The sequence below is a fragment of the Budvicia aquatica DSM 5075 = ATCC 35567 genome (genome assembly GCF_000427805.1).
In the GTDB taxonomy this organism is placed as follows: Bacteria; Pseudomonadota; Gammaproteobacteria; order Enterobacterales; family Enterobacteriaceae; genus Budvicia; species Budvicia aquatica.
The window spans coordinates 13,257-34,298 of sequence record NZ_ATYS01000037.1 but is presented as its reverse complement, the minus strand read 5'-3'; the positions used below and the strand labels follow the sequence as shown (position 1 = coordinate 34,298).

Below are 21,042 nucleotides of genomic sequence, written 5' to 3'. Positions count from 1 at the left end.
GTGCCTTTTTCTTTGTCACTAAAACCAAAACCCCTCTAAAACAACTACAGTTTACCCGCCGCCTTAATCGCCAAATAGCGGTTCACGCTTTCTACCGCCAACTGTTGGGGTTGAACGTCTAAACATAAGGTTCCGGCATTACGTAACCGGGTAAGTACCGCTTGCCGTTTAGCCTGATACCCTGCAGCGGCGGCCCTGAGTGCCGCATCTTGCTCATTGGTAATTGGTATCGACCCTGCTTCATCCAGCTCAGCCTCACGTAAGCTAGCGACTAACACTAAGTGGTGCTTACTCAGTAGTCGCACGGAGGCCAGCAGGCTTTGTTCATCTTCATCGCGCAGATTAGTAAACACAACCACTAACGAGCGTTTACGTTCACGGGCAATCAACTGTTGGGCCGCAAGTTCGAAGTCACTGCTGGATAACGTCGGCTGAATATCATACACCTCATGCAACACCCGATTAATGCTATTAATTGAACGCACCGGGGGTAAATAACGCTCAGGGCCGCCAAAGGTGATTAACCCCACGGAGTCGCCATAGCGTAAGCCGACGTAAGATAATAACAGGACTGCATCCAGCGCATGGTCAAAGTGAGTCAGTTCACCATTGCTGGCTCCCATTCGGCGACCACAATCAACCATGATCATAATGCGCTGATTGCGTTCATCCTGATATTCCCGAGAGATCATTTTCCTCATACGGGTGGTCGCTTTCCAGTCTATTTGGCGTAAGGTATCGCCGCTACGGTATTCCCGTAACTGTTCAAACTCCATTCCCTGCCCGCGCTTGCGGCATTTATGAAACCCCATACCCGGTTGAGTAATCGTGGTTTGTAGTGCCATTTGAGTGATCGGCGCAAAGTTAGGGTAGATACTGATCTTTTGCCCGTTGCCGGTCTGCTCTTGGCGCAGCCACAGCTTCCAGCGGGAAATCATCCGCAGATGTATTTTTCCAAAGGAGAGATCGCCGCGCATCAGGGGCTTTATACGATAAGTTACCTGAGTAACTTGGTCGGGTAATGCATTGATATCAATCAGGCGATCGTCATATTCACACTTTTCCGGCGGGCTGTCTTTTAGCTGTAATCTCTGGGCGGAAAGGGTCTGCGTGGTGACGGAGAGCTTAACCTCACACCAAACTGTCTGAGGTAAACTGCCACCAACCGTTCGGACGATTTCTGGTATGGGTTGGCGAGAAAGTCGCGCGGCATCGACCATCGTAATCAGCAGTAGAATCAGCCCGATAATCAACCAGACTGACATTAACTGCGGATAAATCGCCACGGCAATAGAGCCGACAAACCACAGGCCAGCGATAATTAATAGCCGGTTAGAGGGCAGAATCATCTGCGCGGAGCCTCAATTTTTTCCAACAGGCCGTGAAGGATATGCTCTTCGCTTAAACCTTCAATTTCCGCTTCCGGAGACAGGGTAATTCGGTGACGCAGCGTAGGTCCTACCTGCTGTTTAACATCATCAGGGGTAACGAAATCTCGGCCGGCAAGCAGGGCGCTTGCTTTAGCCGTTCGAATTAACGCAATGCCGCCGCGAGGACCTGCGCCGGTAGAAATTCCCGGCCAGTTACGCGTTGTTCGTACAATGCGTAAGGCATAATCTAATACACTGTCATCGACCCGGATTTCCGCCGTGATTTTTTGCAGGGCGACGATGATTTCAGGGTTGGCGACCGGTTCGATTTTATCGACTTCCAGACGATCTCCGGTGCGGCCGTAAGTACTGGCAGAAACCAGTTCACGTTCTTCTTCTTCTGTCGGGTAGTCAAAGATAACGTGGAGTAAGAAACGGTCTAACTGCGCTTCCGGCAGCGGGTAGGTTCCGTCCTGCTCAATCGGGTTTTGTGTCGCAATCACTAAGAATGGCGGAGACAGCAATGAGGTTTCGCCTTCAATAGTTACCTGGCCTTCCTGCATCACTTCAAGCAGTGCTGCCTGAGTTTTTGCCGGCGCCCGGTTAATTTCATCGGCTAACATTAGATTGGTAAATACAGGGCCGCGGCGAATAACAAACTCAGACGCTTTCATGTCATAGAACATATGACCGGTGACGTCAGCAGGCATTAAGTCCGGCGTAAATTGAATTCGTGAAGAGTGGCAATGACAGGCCTGAGCCAATGATTTAGCCAGCAGCGTTTTCCCTAAACCGGGCACGCCCTCAAGCAGTACGTGACCCCCCGCCAGTAAGGCGCATAGTATCTGTTCCACCACTTTTTCCTGACCGATAAATACCCGGCTAATCTGATGCTGGATATTGCGGATCACCTCCGTTGCCTCTTGAGGGGTGGCCGGTATCAGTGGTAATGAGGTATTTGATGACGCAGATGAAAAATCCATTGGGCTATATTCCATAATTTAGTCTCCTACTGGTACTGCTTTGCAGTGAATTCAAACGATCTATTAACAGGCATAGGGTTTGAGCACACTGAGTAAACTCGCTAAGCTGCTGCACTTCTGCCTCAAGCGCCTGATTAACCAAGGCGATATCATAATGTGTAATGTGAGCCACCAGTTGAGGGACGCTGCCGATGCCGGGATGATGAATTCTCAACGGCTGTAATAATCGGATTACTTCATCTCTCAACGGTGTAATTAGCTGAATATAATCACGATTTTGTAAATGAAATTCAGCAACGGCCTTCAGATGTTCAGTCAGGCTCGGGCGTACGGGCGGTGGCGTAGGGATTAACGGGCCGAAACGGGGGATATAGCGCCATAGCACCAATAAAACGGACAACCCAAATGCTAAGAGCGAGAATAAAGCATGCTCAATTAGCCAGCTAATTAAGTTTGGAAAGGTAATATAGCGGATAAGATGAATGGTATCTTTTCTATCCGGTAGGGTTGCGATATGTAGCCATAGCTTAGCATGGTCATATCTTTTAATGGCTGAGTTAGTAAACAGTTCCAGCGGAACAACGGTCACCCAGCCGTTCTCAAACCTAAACCGGCTGATGATTTCCATTTCATCATCTCTTGGGTCGGTGATTGTGTCAGTCATGTCACGATCGATGTAGAAGCGAAGGGTATGATTGACATCAGCCTGCATGTCATCTTGCTCAAATTCGATGGCTAAATATCCACGGCTATCTGATTCGACATTGGCTTTTTTGCCGGTGTTAGACGGCTCGGATGGTTCTTCATCGTCGTCATCGCTCTCTTCATCATCAATATAAATATCGAATAGCTCTTGCAGCCTGATGCTGTCACCGTCTTCCTGTGGGGATAGTATTAGATGCCCGCCGGCTTTTACCCAATTTCTGATCTTTATCTTCTGGATCGGCTCTTTCAATAGATCGCTATTAAATAAAATCAGCGTCGATTCTTTGGGTAACTTTGCCAGCGTTAGTGCATCGTCGATGCGTTCAGCTTTGTAGCCAGATTTAACCAGCAACTGCTCAGCGGTGTAATAAGGGTTACTGGCGACTTTCACGCTGGGCGGGATCGTCACGGTTTCTTCAACCCAGTTGAGTTTTTGATAAAGGATTAATGACAGACAGAGCGCTAATATTAAGCCGACTATCAGGGCTATCTTAGTGTTATTGCTCATACTCTTATTTCGCCTCCCACTGTGACTGATGATCGAAGTGGGTTGGCCATTCCAGACATAAACGCTCGAGTTTATCGATGTTGGGTGAGCGATGGGCATAGGCCTGAGCCAGCCAAAGCTGAGTCAGGGCAATAAAGAAATCTGCGCTTTGAAGGTGAGATCGTTTAATTCTGCGGATGCAGTCTTGTTCTGTGTCCGACGAGTGAAAGGCTATTCGATCTCTATGGGCGAGAACCGACAGGGAGGCGCGAAACAGTAGGCTGAGTGCCGCGCGTGAATCGCCCTGACGAATCATAGACAGAGCAACTTCAGCAATATTTTGAGGTAAAGATTCCGGTTGGATATCTAAACCGGCAATTTCGGCTGGCGGTTTGAACTGCTTTTTCTTTTGCTGTTCCAAAACCGGTAAACGCATTAAGATAAAATAGATTATTGTGCCAATAATGAGCGCCAGCCCGACCCAGAGAATAATTTGGCTCACGCCTGCGATGCCGCTAAAGGCGCCCTGGTTGGTATATTCCGCAGGCTTAGGCCGCGGTTTTTTCGGGCTTTCCTTTTCTTTGTCTTTTTTCTTTTCTTTATCGTTATTAAATTTCAGATGTTCCTTAACGATTTTTCCGCCGTATTCCGACTGTTGAAGGATCTCTTTTAATGTTTGAGGTGATTGCTCAATGGCCTGTGCTCTGGTTGACTGATTATCTTCGGAGGCATAGCTGGTCATCGGGCTAACCAATCCCAATCCGAATATCACTAAAGCCAGACCTAATAGGGTAGAGGATGTCTTATTCCGTTTTTTCTCCATTTTGCGGAACTGTAATTCAATATCCCAGGCTTCAAGATCGCTTCTTCTTTTCAGATAGAGGGAGAATCCGGCAGCGACATAAATAGGTTCCCACAGCAACATGCCTAAAATATATAACCCGACCGGCAGAGCGTATAGAGAGTCTATATCACCCTCTAATATGTCGATAATAATGTCGGCGCTGATACTGCCATCAATAGACAGCATAGCCATAAAGGCCATTGCACAGATAGGAAATACCTGTTCAATAATAAAGCCTGCCAGCGTCAGAAATACTGCATTCACACCAATATAGTTTGAGATGGCGCCGCGTCTTAGTCGTGCGCTGCGACCGCGTATTCCTTCAAGTACATCGACCGGCATTGTCAATGAGCGATAAGGGGTGAACCTTGCCCAGGTAAGCGCTCGGAATAAGCCGGTTTTGGTCAACAGGGTGGGTATGGCTCTGAGACTTTTTGCTACCGTTGGCGCGTCACCAAAAACGGCGCGGCTAATAACAAATAGTGCTATCCGGTCGTATAAAGGTTTCATCCACCAAATAGTGAATAATATTGTAAAGTGGCTGGCGTCTGCCCAGCTTAATAATAGCCACAAAATGGCGATAATTGGCAGGGTGAAACTGAGCCAGGCACCATACAGCGGCTTAAACCAGTTAATGGCAATTCTGACGCCTAAATCAATGGCTTCATTAGAGTGTCTGGGGCGCAGAACTATCGCTAAACGTTCAAGCTGCATGGCGTCGCCCCGTAAAAATAAAGTAGCTCACCAGAATAATAAAAAAGAAGGCTCCGGCAGACAGTTTCACCGCCAGTGGAAAGTTATGGGGTGACCAGAATGCCTCAATCATCGCCGCAATAAGTAACATGATACCGCTGCCACAGATTAGCCCGAGCACTGAACGGCCAGCCTTTCTTAGCGAGTCAGGGCGGCTCAGGCGGCCGGGTACAATCAGGCTCCAGCCCAGCTTTAGCCCCGTCGCGCCTGAAATAATAATTCCACCAATTTCAAACGCGCTATGTCCGACGACGAAAGAGTAAAAGTTTCGGCCTGCGCCAATATTCACGATGCGGGCTTCGGCGGCGCCCATATAAATGCCGTTATACACCAGCGTGAATACCGAGCCTATTCCGGCTAAAAGTCCACCGGCAAAGGCTCTGAAAGCGATACTGATATTGTTATAGATATAGAAACCAAACATCATCCAGTTGGAGTCTGACTCCCTGAATACCCCTAACTTACCCCCTAAAACATAGGTGCTGTTATACATATCATCAAGCTGATGAACCTCTTCTGGGGTCATGACAATATAAATAAAATCTGGCCAGATTCGGACCACAATCAACATGATTATCCATGGGGCGAGGATCAATAAGGCTGAAAGCATCACCCAGCGTTTATTTTCTCTTAAATCAGCGGCAAAACCCCCGGCAATATAATGAAAAATTCGTTTGCTGATACCGCTGTCTGCGCTATACAGAATGTCATGCCCTTGTAGAACCATATTGTGTAGCCGTTCGATTAATATCAGGCTATAGCCGCGATCTCGTGCCAGTGCTAACTGTTGGCAAATATTGCGATAACAGTGCGGCATATTGTGGTCTTCAATGGTGGCAACGGGCGGTTTTCCATCATAGTTTTTAATTATTTTAAGCCGATGGCCTAACCAGTTTTCAAAAGCATTCCATTCATCATGATGTAATGCTTCAAAGCGCTCCTGTTTCATGGCTTCCTGCCTATTAAAAAGTTAGCGATTCCCAGTAACCGAGCGGCTCCTTGAGGCTGGTCTGATTGCATAGATTGCGATAATACCGGAAGCAATGCGGCCAGCTCTTCTTGTCTTGGCTTGGTTAAGCCCGGCGTTCGTTCGGCAAACGAGACCACCATTTTTTGTGTTTCACGTGATAGCGGAAAGTCCGGATTAATGGGCGGGGCTTCCGGAACGGTAAACAGTGAGGATGTTGGTACGCTATACACCACTAAGGTCCCGGCAACGATATCACCCAGCCGGCGGAACTCTTTATTGATCAGCATAGAAATCAGACCAAAAAGATAAAACAGCGGGAAAAAGTCGGCAAAACGCAAAAAGTTACGAATAATCGAAGCACTCCAGCCAATGGGCGTTCCGTTATCATGTAATACTTTTAGCCCCATTGCTCGTTTGCCCGGCGTTCTGCCCCGATTGAGCACTTCAAACATGACGGGATAAAACCACTCAACCAAGAATAGGGATATCAAAAAAATACCGTCGCCAAATTTGCCGATAAACAGGCTGGGGATAGCAATCAGGGCAAGGATGAGCCAGCGCAGAATGGTATCAATCATAAAAGCGAAGGCGCGGGGCAAGAACCCGGCAGGATGTAGCTGGATTTCAATCAGTTCTGGCGTGGTAATATCGCGGACGGTATCTAACATAACGTAGCGAACCGGGCAACTGCCCGGCTCTAGCCCTCAATTATTTATTCGCAATAAACAGGCTGCGATAGCTGCTGTAGTAGGTCACCATAAACAGCGGCATAACGATAAGAAGGCCAATAAACATTGGTATCATTGCAATAAACATAATAATGCCCACCACAATGAAATAAATCAGGCCGGGAAGAAGATTCTTTTTGACCGCAGAGAAGCTCATGCTTACCGCTTTACCCAACGGAATATCATGAATCATGATCAGCGCCGGAGCAAACCAGGTTAATGCGTAACCAACCATCATTACGACAAACATCATTAGCCCGCCGAAAGCCAGCAGTCCTGCGCTGGCAGCACTCATATTGGGTTCACTATTACTGCCGATTCCAGCGGCTATTAATGCGCTGCCGCCAAAAATAAATAGCACAATAATAGAGGCCATCATCATGCCGAACATGATGGCACCCACGCCAATTAGCGGACCAAGATTCTTTTTAAAGCCAGAAAACATTAACTCGAGATCGAATATACCGGTAGTTCGCTGCTTTTCACAAACGGCCATAATGCCGCCGTTAAAGATCGGTACTAAAAACAATGTGGCGATATTAAGAACTGGGATGACCTGTACCACCAGCATGATCAGGAAAACGATGATACCCAACAGAATCCACATGCCAAATTTGGGTTTCATTAGATGCCATGCTTGACCGATCCAGTTTACACCTTCGCCGGCAGGGACTGACTGAGCGCCGGGAATAAAAATTTCATTACCGTTATCGACCGGTTGAATGACGTCGTCAACGCCGGATTCCGGAGGTGAGTATGGGTTACGGGGTTCTTTATCTAAATTCATTGCCGAGTTTCTATCCTTAAGCATATTAATGGTTAATCAACTAAGAGTAACCAAATCCCTATTTAAATGGCGAAAGATTTTGATTTTTTTTGCTATTTAATTTGTGTGGTATTGTGTTGCATCCGGCGTCAGGCCTGATATAAAAGAGTAGTGATGATACAATCCTGAACACCTTATGAACAGCAGATATAGCGATTTTATTCCTCATTTATCACGACAACATATTTCTAAACTATACTTAATGGTTATTAGTTAGCGATTTTATACCGATAACGACTTTATTTAGTTGCATATTGACTAAATATATTGGACGGGAAATAAAGGCATACCTTGCTATCTGACGGGGTGCGGAGTAGAATACGTCCGCTTATGTATTGGGTGGCTGAATTAGAGATCGGCGCCTGTTTTTTGTTCGTTATAATCCCCAAAATTGGAGTTCTACAATGTCTCTAAATGTTGAAACAAAAGCTAAGATTGTTGCTGAGTATGGTCGTTGCGAAAATGACAGTGGTTCACCAGAAGTTCAGGTTGCCCTGCTGACTGCACAAATTAACCACCTGCAAGGCCACTTCTCTGAGCATAAAAAAGATCACCACAGTCGTCGTGGTCTGCTGCGTATGGTTTCTCAGCGTCGTAAGCTGCTGGACTACCTGAAGCGTAAAGACGTTGCACGTTATACTCAACTAATTGCTAGTCTGGGTCTGCGTCGCTAAGTCGATGAGTTTCAGGAGAAAGGGGCCGAATATGGCCCCTTTCTTCTAGGATCCAGCGCTTAATAGCAGTATGATAGAACGTTAGTTTTTTGGGTCCTTCTGTTGCAGAGATTCGCGCGGCTAATGAAAGTATTGAGCACACAATTTTGTGTATGGCATAAATAAATGTCAGTCACTTAGTATTTTCATTAGTCGCGAGGATGCAGTTGAGGGCAAATATAATCTTAGCCAACAAGAGGCAATCCTTTTGTCAGGCTCTGTATTCAAATGCGTATTCAAATGAAAGGAAAATAATTTGCTGAATCCGATTGTTCGTAAATTTAAATATGGTCAACATACCGTAACGTTAGAAACAGGTATGATGGCACGTCAGGCAACTGCCGCAGTCATGGTTAACGTTGATGATACAGCGGTTTTTGTTACCGTTGTTGGCGCAAAAAAAGCAAAAGAAGGCCAGTCATTCTTCCCGCTAACCGTAAACTATCAAGAACGTACCTATGCTGCGGGCCGTATCCCGGGTGGATTCTTCCGCCGTGAAGGCCGTCCAAGCGAAGGCGAAACGTTAATCGCTCGCCTGATTGACCGTCCGGTTCGTCCTCTGTTCCCAGAAGGCTTCCTGAACGAAGTTCAAGTTATTGCTACCGTTGTTTCCGTTAACCCACAGGTTAGCCCGGATATCGTCGCGATGATCGGTACTTCAGCGGCATTAAGCCTGTCAGGTATCCCATTCAACGGACCTATCGGTGCTGCACGCGTTGGTTTTATCAATGACCAATATGTACTGAACCCAACCATGGACGAGCTAAAAGAGAGCCGTTTGGATCTGGTTGTTGCCGGTACTAAAGGTGCTGTACTTATGGTTGAATCAGAAGCCGGGCTTCTGAGCGAAGAGCAAATGTTGGGTGCCGTGATGTTTGGTCATGAGCAACAACAGGTTGTTATCGAAAATATTAACTCACTGGTTGCCGAAGCAGGCAAGCCTAAGTGGGAATGGAATGCGCCAGCGGTAAACCAAGAGCTGTATGCTCAGGTTGAGGCTTTAGCCAGCAGCCGTTTAGGTGATGCGTACCGTATTACTGATAAGCAAGAGCGCTACGCTCAGGTTGACGTGATTAAGTCTGACGTTATTGAAGCGCTGAAAGCTCAAAACGAAGATTTAGACGAATCAGACGTTAAAGATATGCTGGGCAGCATTGAGAAGAACGTTGTTCGTAGTCGCGTTTTACGCGGTGAGCCACGCATCGATGGTCGCGAAAAAGATATGATTCGCGGTCTGGATGTTCGTACCGGCGTATTACCACGTACTCATGGTTCAGCACTGTTTACTCGTGGTGAAACTCAGGCATTAGTGGCTGCAACTCTGGGTACTGCCCGTGATGCACAGAACATTGATGAGTTAACCGGCGAGCGTACTGACAGCTTCCTGTTCCATTATAACTTCCCTCCGTACTCTGTTGGTGAAACAGGTATGGTTGGTTCACCTAAGCGTCGTGAAATCGGCCACGGTCGTCTTGCTAAGCGCGGCGTATTAGCCGTAATGCCTGACCAAGCTGACTTCCCGTATACCGTTCGTATCGTATCTGAAATCACTGAGTCCAATGGTTCTTCATCTATGGCCTCGGTGTGTGGTGCTTCTTTAGCACTGATGGATGCAGGTGTACCAATTAAAGCCGCCGTTGCTGGTATTGCAATGGGTCTGGTTAAAGATGGCGATAATTTCGTTGTTCTGTCTGATATCTTAGGTGATGAAGATCACTTAGGCGATATGGACTTTAAAGTAGCCGGAAGCCGTGAAGGTATCTCTGCGTTACAGATGGACATCAAAATCGAAGGTATCACCCGCGAAATCATGAAAGCAGCTCTGAGCCAGGCTAAAGGTGCGCGTTTGCATATCCTTGGCGTAATGGAACAGGCTATTGGCGCTCCACGCGGTGATATTTCTCAATTTGCTCCACGTATCCACACCATTAAGATCAATCCTGAGAAAATCAAAGATGTGATCGGTAAAGGTGGCTCAGTGATTCGTGCGCTGACTGATGAAACCGGTACAACAATTGAAATCGAAGATGACGGTACAGTGAAGATTGCTGCTACCGACGGTGAGAAAGCGAAACATGCTATTCGCCGTATCGAAGAGATCACTGCTGACGTTGAAGTTAACCGCGTATATACCGGTAAGATTACCCGTATTGTTGACTTTGGTGCATTCGTTGCTATCGTTGGTGGTAAAGAAGGTTTAGTACATATTTCTCAAATCGCTGATAAGCGCGTAGAGAAAGTGTCTGATTACCTGCAACTTGGTCAAGAAGTTCAGGTTAAAGTGATGGAAGTTGACCGTCAGGGCCGTATTCGCTTAAGCATTAAAGAAGCGACTGCGCCGTCTCAAGACGCGCCAGTAACATCAGAAGAGTAGTAGTGATATACGGTAGCTATATTTACCGTAGGTGATTACACAGTGCCTTATTCATTGATAACGGTAAGGCACTGATTGTATGACTGGGACAGGGAGTTCTTGTGTAAAAGCAAGCGGATGGTAGGATACCTATCCCACGTTTGTCTCTGGGAGTTTAAATGAAGCCTATTTTGCGCTGGTGCTGCATTGTCGCAACAGCCATTCTGTTGACAGGATGTAGCAGCCTTGAAGGGCGTAAATACGGCGTTTTGGCAGTTCCATTGCAGCCAACGCTGCAACAGGAAGTGATGTTGGCCCGCATGGAACAGATCCTTGCGAGTCAGGTATTATCAAACGATGAAAGAGCGCAGCTGTTGTATGAGCGTGGCGTGTTGTTCGATAGCTTAGGGCTACGGGCACTGGCACGTAATGACTTCTCGCAGGCGTTAATGATTCGACCTGATATTCCAGAAGCATTTAACTATTTAGGGATATATCTGACGCAGGGTGGCAACTTTGATGCTGCCTATGATGCGTTTGATTCTGTATTAGAGCTTGATCCAACTTATAACTATGCGCGTTTAAACCGAGGGATTGCCTTGTATTATGGCGGTCGCTACTTTTTGGCGCAGGATGATCTGCAGGCGTTTTATCGTGACGACCCTAACGATCCCTTCCGGTCTCTATGGCTTTATTTAGCTGAAAAAGAGATCGACTCTGGCAAAGCAAAAAAAGCGCTTCAACAGCGTTATGAGCTAGCCGAAAGAGGGGCGTGGGGCTGGACTATAGTGGAATTCTACTTGGGTAAAATCAGTGAAAAAACGCTGATTGAACGATTACAGGTAGAAGCAACGGATAACACTTCGCTCGCTGAGCATCTCAGTGAAACTGACTTCTATTTAGGTAAACATTACCTAAGTCTGGGGGACAAGAACACCGCTATGGCGCTGTTCAAACTGACGGTTGCTAACAATGTACATAACTTTGTTGAGCACCGCTATGCACTGTTGGAATTAGCCCTGTCTGGGCTAGAACAAGACGACCTATCAGAATCGGATAAAAAATAGACTCGACGAACGAGTAAGAATCGCTTTGCTAGCATTTATTGGTGGCAAGGTAGGTTTCTCTGTTCGTTTTTTAATCCAATTTGAGCTGGTTCACACTTTTAAATGAAAATGACTGAGTATTTTCTCGACAAGGTATGTAGACTGGCCGCCATTTTTAGTGAGGCACGTGTACATGGCTGAGTTTGAAACCTCTTTTGCTGATTTAGGCCTTTCAGCACCTTTATTAAAAGCTCTGACCGATATGGGCTATGAAAAACCATCCCCGATTCAGTCGGCTTGTATTCCACATTTACTGGAAGGTCGCGATGTATTAGGCATGGCGCAAACCGGTAGCGGTAAAACCGCGGCATTCGCATTGCCGTTTCTTAACAATATTCAAGCTGATCTGGCCTGTCCGCAGGTTCTGGTATTAGCACCAACGCGTGAATTAGCCGTTCAGGTTGCAGAAGCCTGCGCTGAATATGCTAAAAATATGTCTGGCGTTCGTGTGGTTGCTCTATATGGCGGCCAGCGTTATGACGTTCAGTTACGCGCTCTGCGTCAGGGACCACAAATCGTTGTTGGTACCCCAGGTCGTCTGTTAGATCACCTGAAACGCGGTACTTTAGATTTATCTAAGCTGAAAGGCTTGGTTCTTGATGAAGCCGATGAAATGTTACGTATGGGCTTTATTGATGACGTAGAAACCATTATGGCGCAGATTCCGGCCGATCATCAGACCGCGCTATTCTCGGCAACTATGCCTGAAGCCATTCGTCGCATTACGCGTCGTTTTATGAAAAACCCACAGGAAGTCCGTATTCAATCAAGCGTTGTGAATACGCCTGATATTAGCCAAAGCTATTGGACTGTTCATGGGGTACGCAAAAATGAAGCGTTGATTCGCTTCCTTGAAGCGGAAGATTTTGATGCGGCAATTATTTTCGTACGTACTAAGAACGCAACGTTAGAAGTTGCTGAAGCTCTAGAGCGTAGCGGCCATAACAGCGCAGCACTTAACGGCGATATGAATCAGGCATTACGTGAGCAAACGTTAGAACGCCTGAAGAATGGTCGTTTAGACATTCTGATTGCAACCGACGTTGCTGCTCGTGGCCTGGACGTTGAACGTATCAGCTTAGTTGTTAACTATGATATCCCGATGGATTCAGAGTCATACGTTCACCGTATCGGTCGTACCGGTCGTGCGGGTCGTGCGGGTCGCGCGCTGCTGTTTGTTGAAAACCGCGAGCGTCGTTTACTGCGTAATATTGAACGTACCATGAAGCTGACTATTCCTGAGGTTGAATTACCTTCAGGTGAACTGCTGAGCAAACGTCGTTTAGAGAAGTTTGCTACCCGCGTTAATCAGCAACTGGAAAGCAGCGATTTAGATCAATATCGTGCACTGTTGGCCAAACTTCAGCCGGTTGAAGAGCAAGATATTGAAACCTTAGCTGCCGCATTGCTGAAAATGGCTCAGGGTGAACGTCCTCTGATTCTGCCACCTGATGCGCCAATCGATCGTCGTCCGCGTCGCGAATTCCGCGAGCGTGATGAGCGTGGCGGTGAGCGTTTTGAACGTCGCAGCGAACGCCGTGGCGATCGTCCAGAGCGTAGCGGTGATAGCCGTGATGCCGCTCCACGTCGTGAACGTCGTGACGTTGGCGAGATGGAAATGTACCGTATTGAAGTTGGCCGTGATGATGGCGTTGAAGTTCGCCATATTGTTGGTGCTATTGCCAATGAAGGTGATATCAGCAGCCGTTATATCGGTAACATCAAGCTGTATGCCAGCCATTCAACGATTGAATTGCCTAAAGGCATGCCGGGCGACCTGCTACAGCATTTCACTAAGACGCGTGTACTTAACAAACCGTTAAATATGCAACTCATTGGTGATGCTCCTGCCGGTGAACCTCGTCGTAGCGGTGCTCCGCGTCGCGATCGTGATAGCGCTGGTGCAGGTGCGGGCGATCGTCGTCCATTTGGTGGCGGTGGTGCAGATCGTCGTTCTTCAGGTCCTGGCCGTGAGCGTAGCGCCGGTCCTCGTGATGGTGCTCCGCGTGGCCCACGGCGTGATGGTGCACAAAGCGCACCTCGTCGTCGCCCAAGCAACGACTAATCTTTATCGTTATTGACAATAGTTTAAGATTGACAAGAAATTAAACAATTATCATGAATCAAAAAAAAGCATCAGGTGATATCTTCATCTGGTGCTTTTTTATTAAACTAAGTATGATCCCGCAGCACATATCATCTTTATGGTTTTTTCTTGTTCAGAAATTTAGTTTTCTAGTAAGAAAGATAAAAGATTATAGAGCAAGGAATCATAAACACATTTTCTACTGACGGATCAATACCCATGAAAATTGCAAAGAACATTTTACCTATTCCTGCGTTACCTATTATCCAAAGTGCTGTGATGTCTATTGCCCCGGTTTTCCAGGGTGGTCGTCATGACGGGCATATGAATATGTTATGTGCGCTGGTTCGCGGTGAGAAAACTGAAGCTGATATTGCTAAATATCTTAAAGATAACAAGATCAAGGCTACCGCTGATAATGAATTTGCTCTGTTTTTGGGTGAAAGTCGTCCGGAACAAGCGGTTGCCTGTGCTGCTTATATTGCCACTACCGTTCTGATCGCCCCTAATTTAGGTGAGTTTTTAGAGCCATTAGCTAAAGATGCCAAAGACAAAACTAAGGGTGACGCGCCGGAGTTTCAGGTAAATCAGGAAAAGCTGACGACTTCATTAACCACTAAGTTAGCAATTTCTCTGGCTAATGCGGATATTTTTGCCCTTATTGCTCGTGTATTACCAGAAGGCTTAACGGTTGACGGTTATCGTGCCGAAGTTATTCGTTTATTTGGCGTGCTTGCACCGGTTTATCTTGAGCGCGTACAGATTCATTATCAGGCTGGCCTGCAATTTAATTTGCTGCAGATGCAAAATAATCAGTTCACCTTTAACAGTTCTACCGGCTACTTGTTCCATTTTGATGTACAGGGATTAAGCCTGCAACTCGGTGGTATTAACTGGTATGGCCGTGGCCAGATTATGGGGCAAGACTACACTCTGTCAGTGGATTATTTCTCTGATAAAGTGGTTGAACTGCTTAAGTAATCAGTTTCAAGAACCAATAAAAAAACGACCTCCAGGTCGTTTTTTTATTGCTGTTATATAGATATACCCCAAAAGTATCACTGTATTCAGACACATTTTTGGGTAAACTATCGCGGCTTTATTTACTGAAGTTGGCTTAGTTACTTAATACTGCAATACGTCAATTCTTATCTTGTTTGTCGCCCTATGGCTGGCAAGTTCTGATACTGTTCCTGATTAAGATTGGCTTATCACTATTGAGAACAATTATTGAATTAAATAATTTTTTCAAGGATAAGAGATCTATGCGTTGGCAAGATTTTAAAACCCAATACCTGATAAGGTTCTGGGCACCCCTTCCTGCGGTTATCGCAGCCGGAATACTTTCAACTTACTACTTTGGACTAACCGGCACTTTTTGGGCCGTGACCGGCGAGTTTACCCGCTGGGGCGGACATATTGCGGAGTTGTTTGGTGCCAATCCTCATGAATGGGGATATTTTAAAACCATTGGTTTTGAAGGTACTCCGCTGGACCGCATCGATGGCATGATGATTATTGGTATGTTTGGTGGTTGTATTGCCGCCGCTCTGTGGGCTAATAATATTAAGCTACGCTTACCACAGCATAAAGTCCGAATTTTTCAGGCTCTGCTTGGTGGCATTATCGCCGGCTTTGGCGCTCGTCTGGCGATGGGGTGTAACCTAGCTGCGTTCTTCACCGGTATTCCTCAGTTCTCTCTGCACGCATGGTTTTTTGCGTTGGCAACCGCCGTCGGTTCATATTTTGGTGCGCGCTTTACTCTGCTACCGATGTTTCGCATTCCGGTCAAACTGCAAAAAGTCAGCGCGGCTTCACCGCTGACTCAAAAGCCAGAGCAAGCTCGCCGCCGCTTTAGAATCGGTATGGTGATATTTTTTGCCATTGTTATTTGGGGAATGGTTAAGGTCACCGACAGTCCTAAACTCGGGCTGGCAATGCTGTTTGGCCTGGGATTTGGCTTACTGATTGAACGAGCGCAAATCTGTTTTACCTCTGCTTTCCGCGATCTGTGGATCACCGGCCGAACGCATATGGCTAAAGCGATAATTATTGGTATGGCCGTTAGTGCCATCGGTATTTTTAGCTATGTACAAATGGGCGCTCAACCTAAGATTTTATGGGCGGGCCCGAATGCGGTACTGGGAGGCTTACTCTTTGGTTTTGGTATTGTTCTGGCCGGCGGTTGTGAAACGGGCTGGATGTATCGTGCGGTAGAAGGACAGATTCACTACTGGTGGGTTGGTATCGGTAATATTATTGGTGCCACCGTTCTGGCCTATTATTGGGACGATCTGGCACCGGCATTAGCCACTAATTATGACAAAGTTAACTTGCTGGATACCTTCGGCCCATATGGCGGATTACTGGTGACTTATCTGCTATTAGGCTTAGCTTTTGCCTCTATGCTGTGGTGGGAAAAACGCTTCTTCGCCAGAAAAAATGCTACTCAGTCGCTATCTCTTCAGGCAAGTAAGGAGTCTGTATGACCGCCAATATAAATGATGTCGATGTTAAGAATATCGTTCCGGATTATCGTTTAGATATGGTGGGTGAACCTTGTCCATATCCTGCAGTTGCCACGCTTGAAGCTATGCCACAGCTTAAATCAGGTGAAATACTGGAGGTGGTGAGCGATTGCCCACAGTCGATCAATAACATCCCTCTTGATGCTAAAAATCATGGCTATGAAGTGCTCGATATTCAACAGGACGGACCGACGATTCGTTATTTGATCCGTAAGTAGTGAGAGCTAATATTGTCATCCCGGTGAAAGTCGGGACACAAATTTTAGCTAACCAGCTGGCTCTTAGCCTAAGAGCTGGCCCCTTTTTTCAACCAGCCTCTTATACACAAGCCCCTCCCTGGTCATCCCGGCGAAAGCCGGGGTTCAGGTGTAGCTAACCAACCGGCACTTAGCCTAAGAGCTGGCTCCTTTTTTCAACCAGCCTCTTATATACAAGCCTCTCCCTCGTCATCCCGGCGAAAGCCGGGATTCAGGTGTAGCTAACCAACTGGTACTTAGCCTAAGAGCTGGCCCGTTTTGTTCAACCAGCCTCTTATACACAAGCCCCTCCCTCGTCATCCCCGTGAAAACGGGGATCCAGGTTTTACTCACCAATTAGCGCTCGGTTAAGGATAGGATGATTCGCTTCGCTTACCCTGTGGGACATTGGCTATGCGAATGTTTGCTTCGCCTACGGCTCGCGTTCCCGTTTTCACGGGGATGGCGACCTTAGGGCAATAGTTTAGGGGCGAGTGTGATGGTTGGGTGGTAGCTAGACTGCCCACTGTGTTATGGCCCTTAACTGACAAGCATTGGGCCATTAAGGCCCGTTTTTTTACTTGCTGACGATATTTTGTGGGGTTCCTGCAAGGAACTTTTCCAAATTTTCGGCGGCGATCCCCATTAGCCGGATTCGCGCTTCTTTCGGAGCCCATGCGATATGCGGTGTAATAATACAGTTGCGGGCATTAAGCAGCGGGTTGTTGTTTGGCGGAGGCTCTGCTGCTAATACATCGAGCGCTGCGCCGGAGAGTTTCCCGGTGTTTAATGCTTCAGCCAGTTCGTGTTCGACAATCAGTCCGCCGCGAGCGGTGTTGATCAGCATGGCTCCGTCTTTCATTTTGGCAATGGATTGACGGTTAATGAGCCCTGCGTTATCAATCGTCAGCGGGCAGTGCAGGCTGATAACATCAGACTCAGCTAATAGCTCATCAAGGCTGGTAAATTTGACGTCGGAATGTGCCTCAGCGCTTTTACCGCTCGGAGTATAAACCAGCACTTCCATTCCCAGCGCCTGGGCGATTTTGGCAAAGGCTGAGCCAATCCGGCCGTAGCCAATTAACCCTAGCTTCTTGCCCATAAGCTCGATCAGCGGCGAGTGCCAGTAGCAGAAATCAAGCCTGCCACACCAGCCACCGGATCGAACGTCGCTGCTGTGTTCTCCGATATGGTGGCAAAGTTCCAGCAGCAGTCCGGTGGCATATTGAGCAACGGCCATCGTGCCGTAGCTGGGAACGTTGCACACCACGATAGATTGCTTATGTGCCGCTTTTATATCTACCACGTTATAGCCGGTTGCCAGCACGCCAATAAATTTAACTGACGGACATTGCTCAATTGTCTGGGCCGATATTGGCGTTTTATTGGTGAAAACCGCTTCAGCATCGCCAATTCGCTGGACGATGAGTTTCTCTGGTGTACGGTCATACACTGCGACATCACCGAGCTTATTGAAAACGTGCCAAGAGATATCTCCGGGATTTAGCGTTTCACCATCTAATATTACAATCTTCATTATTCACCACGTCATCCATTATCTGGTCAGGTCAGGGCCGATTTCTGAAATAATCTTAAATGAGTGCATACGGGCCTGATGGTCGTAAATCTGGCCGTTAATCATCAGTTCATCAGCCTGAGTTTCTTTCAGTAGATTCTGCAAACCTGTACGAACCGTTTCTTTATCACCCACTACGGACAGGCTCAGCGTATGGTCTGCGCTGTAAAGCTCGTGGCGGGCAACCACCGATGAAATATCTTCTACCGGGCGCGGTAACGGACCCGGGGTACCGCGCAGCAGATGAATAAACTGCTGCTGTAGCGAGGTGAAAATAAATTTAGCTTCGTGGGTCGTGTCCGCGGCAACAACGTTTATACAGACCATGGCATAGGGTTTAGCCAGCGCAGCCGACGGTTTAAAGTTTTCGCGATACAACGCTAAAGCCTGAAGCAGCATATCCGGCGCAAAGTGTGAGGCAAAAGCAAAGGGTAATCCGAGCTTAGCAGCTAACTGCGCGCTGTAGAGGCTTGAACCGAGAAGCCAAATAGGTACGCGAAGCCCTTGGCCGGGAACGGCTTTAACCTGCTGATGTGGCAGAGCATCGTCAAAATAGCTTTGTAGCTCTAGCACATCGTCAGGGAAGTGCTCTGCTGCGCCATTTTTGCTTCGTCTTAGCGCCTGAGCGGTAACCTGATCGGTTCCGGGGGCTCGGCCTAAACCTAAATCGATACGGCCCGGATATAACGACTCAAGCGTACCAAATTGCTCTGCAATCACTAATGGCGCATGGTTTGGTAACATTACGCCACCGGAACCGACTCGGATTGTTGACGTTGCTCCGGCAATATAGCCGAGTAAAACGGAGGTCGCGGCGCTGCCGATGCCGGTCATATTATGGTGTTCAGCCATCCAATAACGATGGTAGCCTAGCTTTTCAGCCTGAATAGCAAGTTCACGTGAACGATTAAAAGCCTGAGGAATGGTACTGCCCTGGGTAATCGGTGATAGGTCAAGGACGGATAGAGGTACGGTAGAAGAATCAGACATATTGGTAATCTCCGCGATCGCTATTAATAAAATAGTTTATACCCGTCATATTTCAAGTTGCTTGGGTGTTGACTGCGTCCACTCGCACCAGTCACATAGTCAGCTATGCTCCAGGTGACTCTTGGACTTGCGCCTACAAGCAACTCGAATTATTTTGGGTTTATTCCAGTCGGATTATGCCGGCTGGGACTGATACGAGCTGATTAGCTGTTCTAACTTGGCACGACTTGTTTTTCCTGAATCTATTTTGATATAGGCTGAGCGCTCTGTCGGGACGATAACCACTTCATTAACTCCGGCACTCATTTTCAGGTAACTCTCCAGTAAATTATCTTCCAGTGCAGACTCGGGTAACTCAATGCGTAAGCTACTGACGTAGGCCGGCTGTTTCATCGTGATACTCACGGCAAACCACAGTGCACAAAGAATGATGCCGCCGATAAAAACGGTGTTAACGCCGTTGATACCAAATAGCCATCCTCCTAAACTTCCACCGAGAGCAACGCCGATAAACTGGCTGGTGGAATAGACGCCCATTGCAGTCCCTTTGTAACCGGCAGGCGATTCTTTACTGATAAGCGAAGGTAAAATGGCTTCCATTATGTTGAAAGCGATAAAAAATAGCTGAACGCCGGCGAATATGATCCACAAGCGTTGTCCGCTGGACCAAAGTATAGTCTCTGATATAAAAAGCAATGCGACACAGATGACAAATACCTGCTTCATTTTGCGTTTTTTTTCAGCAATTATGATGAAGGGCACAACTGCAATAAAAGAAACCAGCATGGTAACCAGATAGACCTTCCAATGCTCTGCCGGCGGGAACCCGGCATTTTCCATGGCAACCGGCAATGCCAAAAAGGTCGCCATCAGTAATGTATGCAGACACAGAATGCCAAAATTCAGCTTTAACAGCCGGCTGTTATTTAATACCTTCCCGAAGCTGCCTTTAACGATGCCTGATTCACGGTTAAGCATATGGCTGGAAGGATTGGGTATTACGGTCAGCGTAATAATAATGCCGACAATTGCCAGTGCGGCGATGCCCCAAAACAGCGCGCTCAGGCCAAAGGCATGGGTAATAATCGGGCCCAGCACCATGGCAACGGCAAAGGTAATGCCAAAACTCACCCCGATAAACGCCATGGCTTTAGTTCGGTTCTGTTCTCTGGTGAGATCTGACAATAGGGCCATTACTGCGGCAGCAATCGCCCCTGAGCCTTGCAGTGCGCGTCCGAGAATAATTCCCCAGATTGAGTCGCTGGTGGCGGCAACAATACTGCCGATAGCGAATACCAGCAGGCCACCAACAATCAGAGGCTTACGACCAACGCGATCGGAAATTAGCCCAAAGGGAATCTGAAAAATAGCCTGGGTCAGACCGTAGATGCCAATAGCAATGCCGATGAGCGGCTTGGTTGCACCGGAAAGAGCCATTCCGTAGGTGGTTAACACCGGAAGTACCATAAACATGCCAAGCATGCGCAGCGAGAAAACCAGGCCTAGCCCCCATGTCGCACGGCGTTCTTCGGGGACCATCTTATAATCGTTCATATCACCTCAAATAGCCTTAAGTCACTAAAGAGTTCGACCCCTGTACTGTTGCCCGGAACGAGATGAGCGGGGAAACTATTCATTACCCGACATTGTATCTTTATCTGATGTAAATAAGTGAGTATTTAGATGGAAAGGATAATGCGCAGGGTGTCCATTATGGCTAAAAGGCGGGGGGAATGATTAAGTTAATTCAGTAAACCGGTGGCCATATAGCGTTTATATGGCCACCGG

At 47.3% G+C, this 21,042-nt stretch carries 18 protein-coding genes; 8 read left to right on the top strand and 10 right to left on the bottom strand.

Annotated features, from left to right (window positions below; all coding sequences use genetic code 11):
* Positions 1-44 precede the first annotated feature (44 nt).
* Genes YWE_RS0114480 through YWE_RS0114450 form a run of 7 tightly spaced genes read right to left on the bottom strand, consistent with a single transcriptional unit; the run spans position 45 to position 7,627 of the window.
* Positions 45-1,349, bottom strand: coding sequence for a DUF58 domain-containing protein (locus YWE_RS0114480; protein WP_051323352.1), 1,305 nt, complete (start codon positions 1,347-1,349; stop codon positions 45-47).
* Complete coding sequence (locus YWE_RS0114475) at positions 1,346-2,368, bottom strand: AAA family ATPase (protein WP_211231017.1); 1,023 nt, start codon at positions 2,366-2,368, stop codon at positions 1,346-1,348. The genes YWE_RS0114480 and YWE_RS0114475 overlap by 4 nt, the downstream gene beginning before the upstream one ends.
* Positions 2,358-3,566, bottom strand: a complete 1,209-nt coding sequence (locus YWE_RS0114470) for a DUF4350 domain-containing protein (RefSeq protein ID WP_029095192.1) — start codon at positions 3,564-3,566, stop codon at positions 2,358-2,360. The genes YWE_RS0114475 and YWE_RS0114470 overlap by 11 nt, the downstream gene beginning before the upstream one ends.
* A gap of 4 nt (positions 3,567-3,570) precedes the next feature.
* Positions 3,571-5,103: a DUF4129 domain-containing protein gene (locus tag YWE_RS0114465; RefSeq protein WP_029095191.1), complete on the bottom strand. Its 1,533-nt coding sequence runs from the start codon at positions 5,101-5,103 to the stop codon at positions 3,571-3,573.
* On the bottom strand, positions 5,093-6,091 hold the full coding sequence (locus YWE_RS0114460) for a stage II sporulation protein M (RefSeq protein ID WP_029095190.1): 999 nt from the start codon (positions 6,089-6,091) through the stop codon (positions 5,093-5,095). The genes YWE_RS0114465 and YWE_RS0114460 overlap by 11 nt, the downstream gene beginning before the upstream one ends.
* Positions 6,088-6,780, bottom strand: coding sequence for an RDD family protein (locus YWE_RS27370; RefSeq protein ID WP_036016153.1), 693 nt, complete (start codon positions 6,778-6,780; stop codon positions 6,088-6,090). The genes YWE_RS0114460 and YWE_RS27370 overlap by 4 nt, the downstream gene beginning before the upstream one ends.
* Positions 6,781-6,820: 40 nt before the next feature.
* Entirely contained in the window at positions 6,821-7,627 is an 807-nt protein-coding gene (locus tag YWE_RS0114450) for a BPSS1780 family membrane protein (protein WP_036016150.1), read from the bottom strand.
* 443 nt (positions 7,628-8,070) lie between these two features.
* Here YWE_RS0114450 and rpsO point away from each other — a divergent pair, with 443 nt between their 5' ends.
* From rpsO to yedF, 8 genes are all read left to right on the top strand, one after another.
* Positions 8,071-8,340 carry a 30S ribosomal protein S15 gene (rpsO, locus tag YWE_RS0114445; RefSeq protein WP_029095188.1) on the top strand — a complete coding sequence of 90 codons (270 nt, stop codon included), beginning with the start codon at positions 8,071-8,073 and terminating at the stop codon, positions 8,338-8,340.
* A gap of 295 nt (positions 8,341-8,635) precedes the next feature.
* Positions 8,636-10,753, top strand: coding sequence for a polyribonucleotide nucleotidyltransferase (gene pnp, locus YWE_RS0114440; protein WP_029095187.1), 2,118 nt, complete (start codon positions 8,636-8,638; stop codon positions 10,751-10,753).
* A gap of 158 nt (positions 10,754-10,911) precedes the next feature.
* Positions 10,912-11,799: a lipoprotein NlpI gene (gene nlpI / locus YWE_RS0114435; RefSeq protein ID WP_029095186.1), complete on the top strand. Its 888-nt coding sequence runs from the start codon at positions 10,912-10,914 to the stop codon at positions 11,797-11,799.
* Positions 11,800-11,901: 102 nt separating this feature from the next.
* The gene (yrbN, locus tag YWE_RS31950; protein WP_099044364.1) at positions 11,902-11,979 is read left to right on the top strand and encodes a protein YrbN; all 78 of its coding nucleotides are present in this window, start codon (positions 11,902-11,904) and stop codon (positions 11,977-11,979) included.
* The gene (locus YWE_RS0114430; RefSeq protein WP_029095185.1) at positions 11,972-13,903 is read left to right on the top strand and encodes a DEAD/DEAH family ATP-dependent RNA helicase; all 1,932 of its coding nucleotides are present in this window, start codon (positions 11,972-11,974) and stop codon (positions 13,901-13,903) included. The genes yrbN and YWE_RS0114430 overlap by 8 nt, the downstream gene beginning before the upstream one ends.
* A 240-nt stretch (positions 13,904-14,143) precedes the next feature.
* Entirely contained in the window at positions 14,144-14,905 is a 762-nt protein-coding gene (locus tag YWE_RS0114425; RefSeq protein WP_029095184.1) for a hypothetical protein, read from the top strand.
* Positions 14,906-15,081: 176 nt separating this feature from the next.
* On the top strand, positions 15,082-16,413 hold the full coding sequence (gene yedE / locus YWE_RS0114420; RefSeq protein ID WP_227659981.1) for a selenium metabolism membrane protein YedE/FdhT: 1,332 nt from the start codon (positions 15,082-15,084) through the stop codon (positions 16,411-16,413).
* Positions 16,410-16,670: a sulfurtransferase-like selenium metabolism protein YedF gene (gene yedF, locus YWE_RS0114415; RefSeq protein ID WP_036016147.1), complete on the top strand. Its 261-nt coding sequence runs from the start codon at positions 16,410-16,412 to the stop codon at positions 16,668-16,670. Before yedE ends, yedF begins: the two co-directional genes overlap by 4 nt.
* A gap of 595 nt (positions 16,671-17,265) precedes the next feature.
* On the opposite strand, the gene YWE_RS0114410 is transcribed toward yedF, so the two are convergent.
* The 3 genes from YWE_RS0114410 to YWE_RS0114400 form a co-directional block, all read right to left on the bottom strand.
* Entirely contained in the window at positions 17,266-18,225 is a 960-nt protein-coding gene (locus YWE_RS0114410) for a D-2-hydroxyacid dehydrogenase (RefSeq protein WP_029095181.1), read from the bottom strand.
* Positions 18,226-18,243: 18 nt separating this feature from the next.
* Positions 18,244-19,254: a luciferase-like monooxygenase gene (locus YWE_RS0114405; RefSeq protein WP_029095180.1), complete on the bottom strand. Its 1,011-nt coding sequence runs from the start codon at positions 19,252-19,254 to the stop codon at positions 18,244-18,246.
* 174 nt (positions 19,255-19,428) lie between these two features.
* On the bottom strand, positions 19,429-20,808 hold the full coding sequence (locus tag YWE_RS0114400) for an MFS transporter (RefSeq protein WP_029095179.1): 1,380 nt from the start codon (positions 20,806-20,808) through the stop codon (positions 19,429-19,431).
* Positions 20,809-21,042: the final 234 nt, after the last annotated feature.

Excerpts from the sequence above, each read along its gene's own strand:
- YWE_RS0114475 (WP_211231017.1), bottom strand. The coding sequence starts at position 2,368 with ATGGAATATAGCCCAATGGATTTTTCATCTGCGTCATCAAATACCTCA.
- YWE_RS0114465 (WP_029095191.1), bottom strand. The coding sequence starts at position 5,103 with ATGCAGCTTGAACGTTTAGCGATAGTTCTGCGCCCCAGACACTCTAAT.
- YWE_RS0114460 (WP_029095190.1), bottom strand. The coding sequence starts at position 6,091 with ATGAAACAGGAGCGCTTTGAAGCATTACATCATGATGAATGGAATGCT.
- YWE_RS0114400 (WP_029095179.1), bottom strand. The coding sequence starts at position 20,808 with ATGAACGATTATAAGATGGTCCCCGAAGAACGCCGTGCGACATGGGGG.
- nlpI (WP_029095186.1), top strand. The coding sequence starts at position 10,912 with ATGAAGCCTATTTTGCGCTGGTGCTGCATTGTCGCAACAGCCATTCTG.
- yedF (WP_036016147.1), top strand. The coding sequence starts at position 16,410 with ATGACCGCCAATATAAATGATGTCGATGTTAAGAATATCGTTCCGGAT.
- YWE_RS0114470 (WP_029095192.1), bottom strand. The coding sequence starts at position 3,566 with ATGAGCAATAACACTAAGATAGCCCTGATAGTCGGCTTAATATTAGCG.
- yrbN (WP_099044364.1), top strand. The coding sequence starts at position 11,902 with ATGAAAATGACTGAGTATTTTCTCGACAAGGTATGTAGACTGGCCGCC.
- rpsO (WP_029095188.1), top strand. The coding sequence starts at position 8,071 with ATGTCTCTAAATGTTGAAACAAAAGCTAAGATTGTTGCTGAGTATGGT.
- YWE_RS0114410 (WP_029095181.1), bottom strand. The coding sequence starts at position 18,225 with ATGAAGATTGTAATATTAGATGGTGAAACGCTAAATCCCGGAGATATC.
- YWE_RS0114405 (WP_029095180.1), bottom strand. The coding sequence starts at position 19,254 with ATGTCTGATTCTTCTACCGTACCTCTATCCGTCCTTGACCTATCACCG.
- YWE_RS0114425 (WP_029095184.1), top strand. The coding sequence starts at position 14,144 with ATGAAAATTGCAAAGAACATTTTACCTATTCCTGCGTTACCTATTATC.
- YWE_RS0114480 (WP_051323352.1), bottom strand. The coding sequence starts at position 1,349 with ATGATTCTGCCCTCTAACCGGCTATTAATTATCGCTGGCCTGTGGTTT.
- YWE_RS27370 (WP_036016153.1), bottom strand. The coding sequence starts at position 6,780 with ATGTTAGATACCGTCCGCGATATTACCACGCCAGAACTGATTGAAATC.
- YWE_RS0114450 (WP_036016150.1), bottom strand. The coding sequence starts at position 7,627 with ATGAATTTAGATAAAGAACCCCGTAACCCATACTCACCTCCGGAATCC.
- YWE_RS0114430 (WP_029095185.1), top strand. The coding sequence starts at position 11,972 with ATGGCTGAGTTTGAAACCTCTTTTGCTGATTTAGGCCTTTCAGCACCT.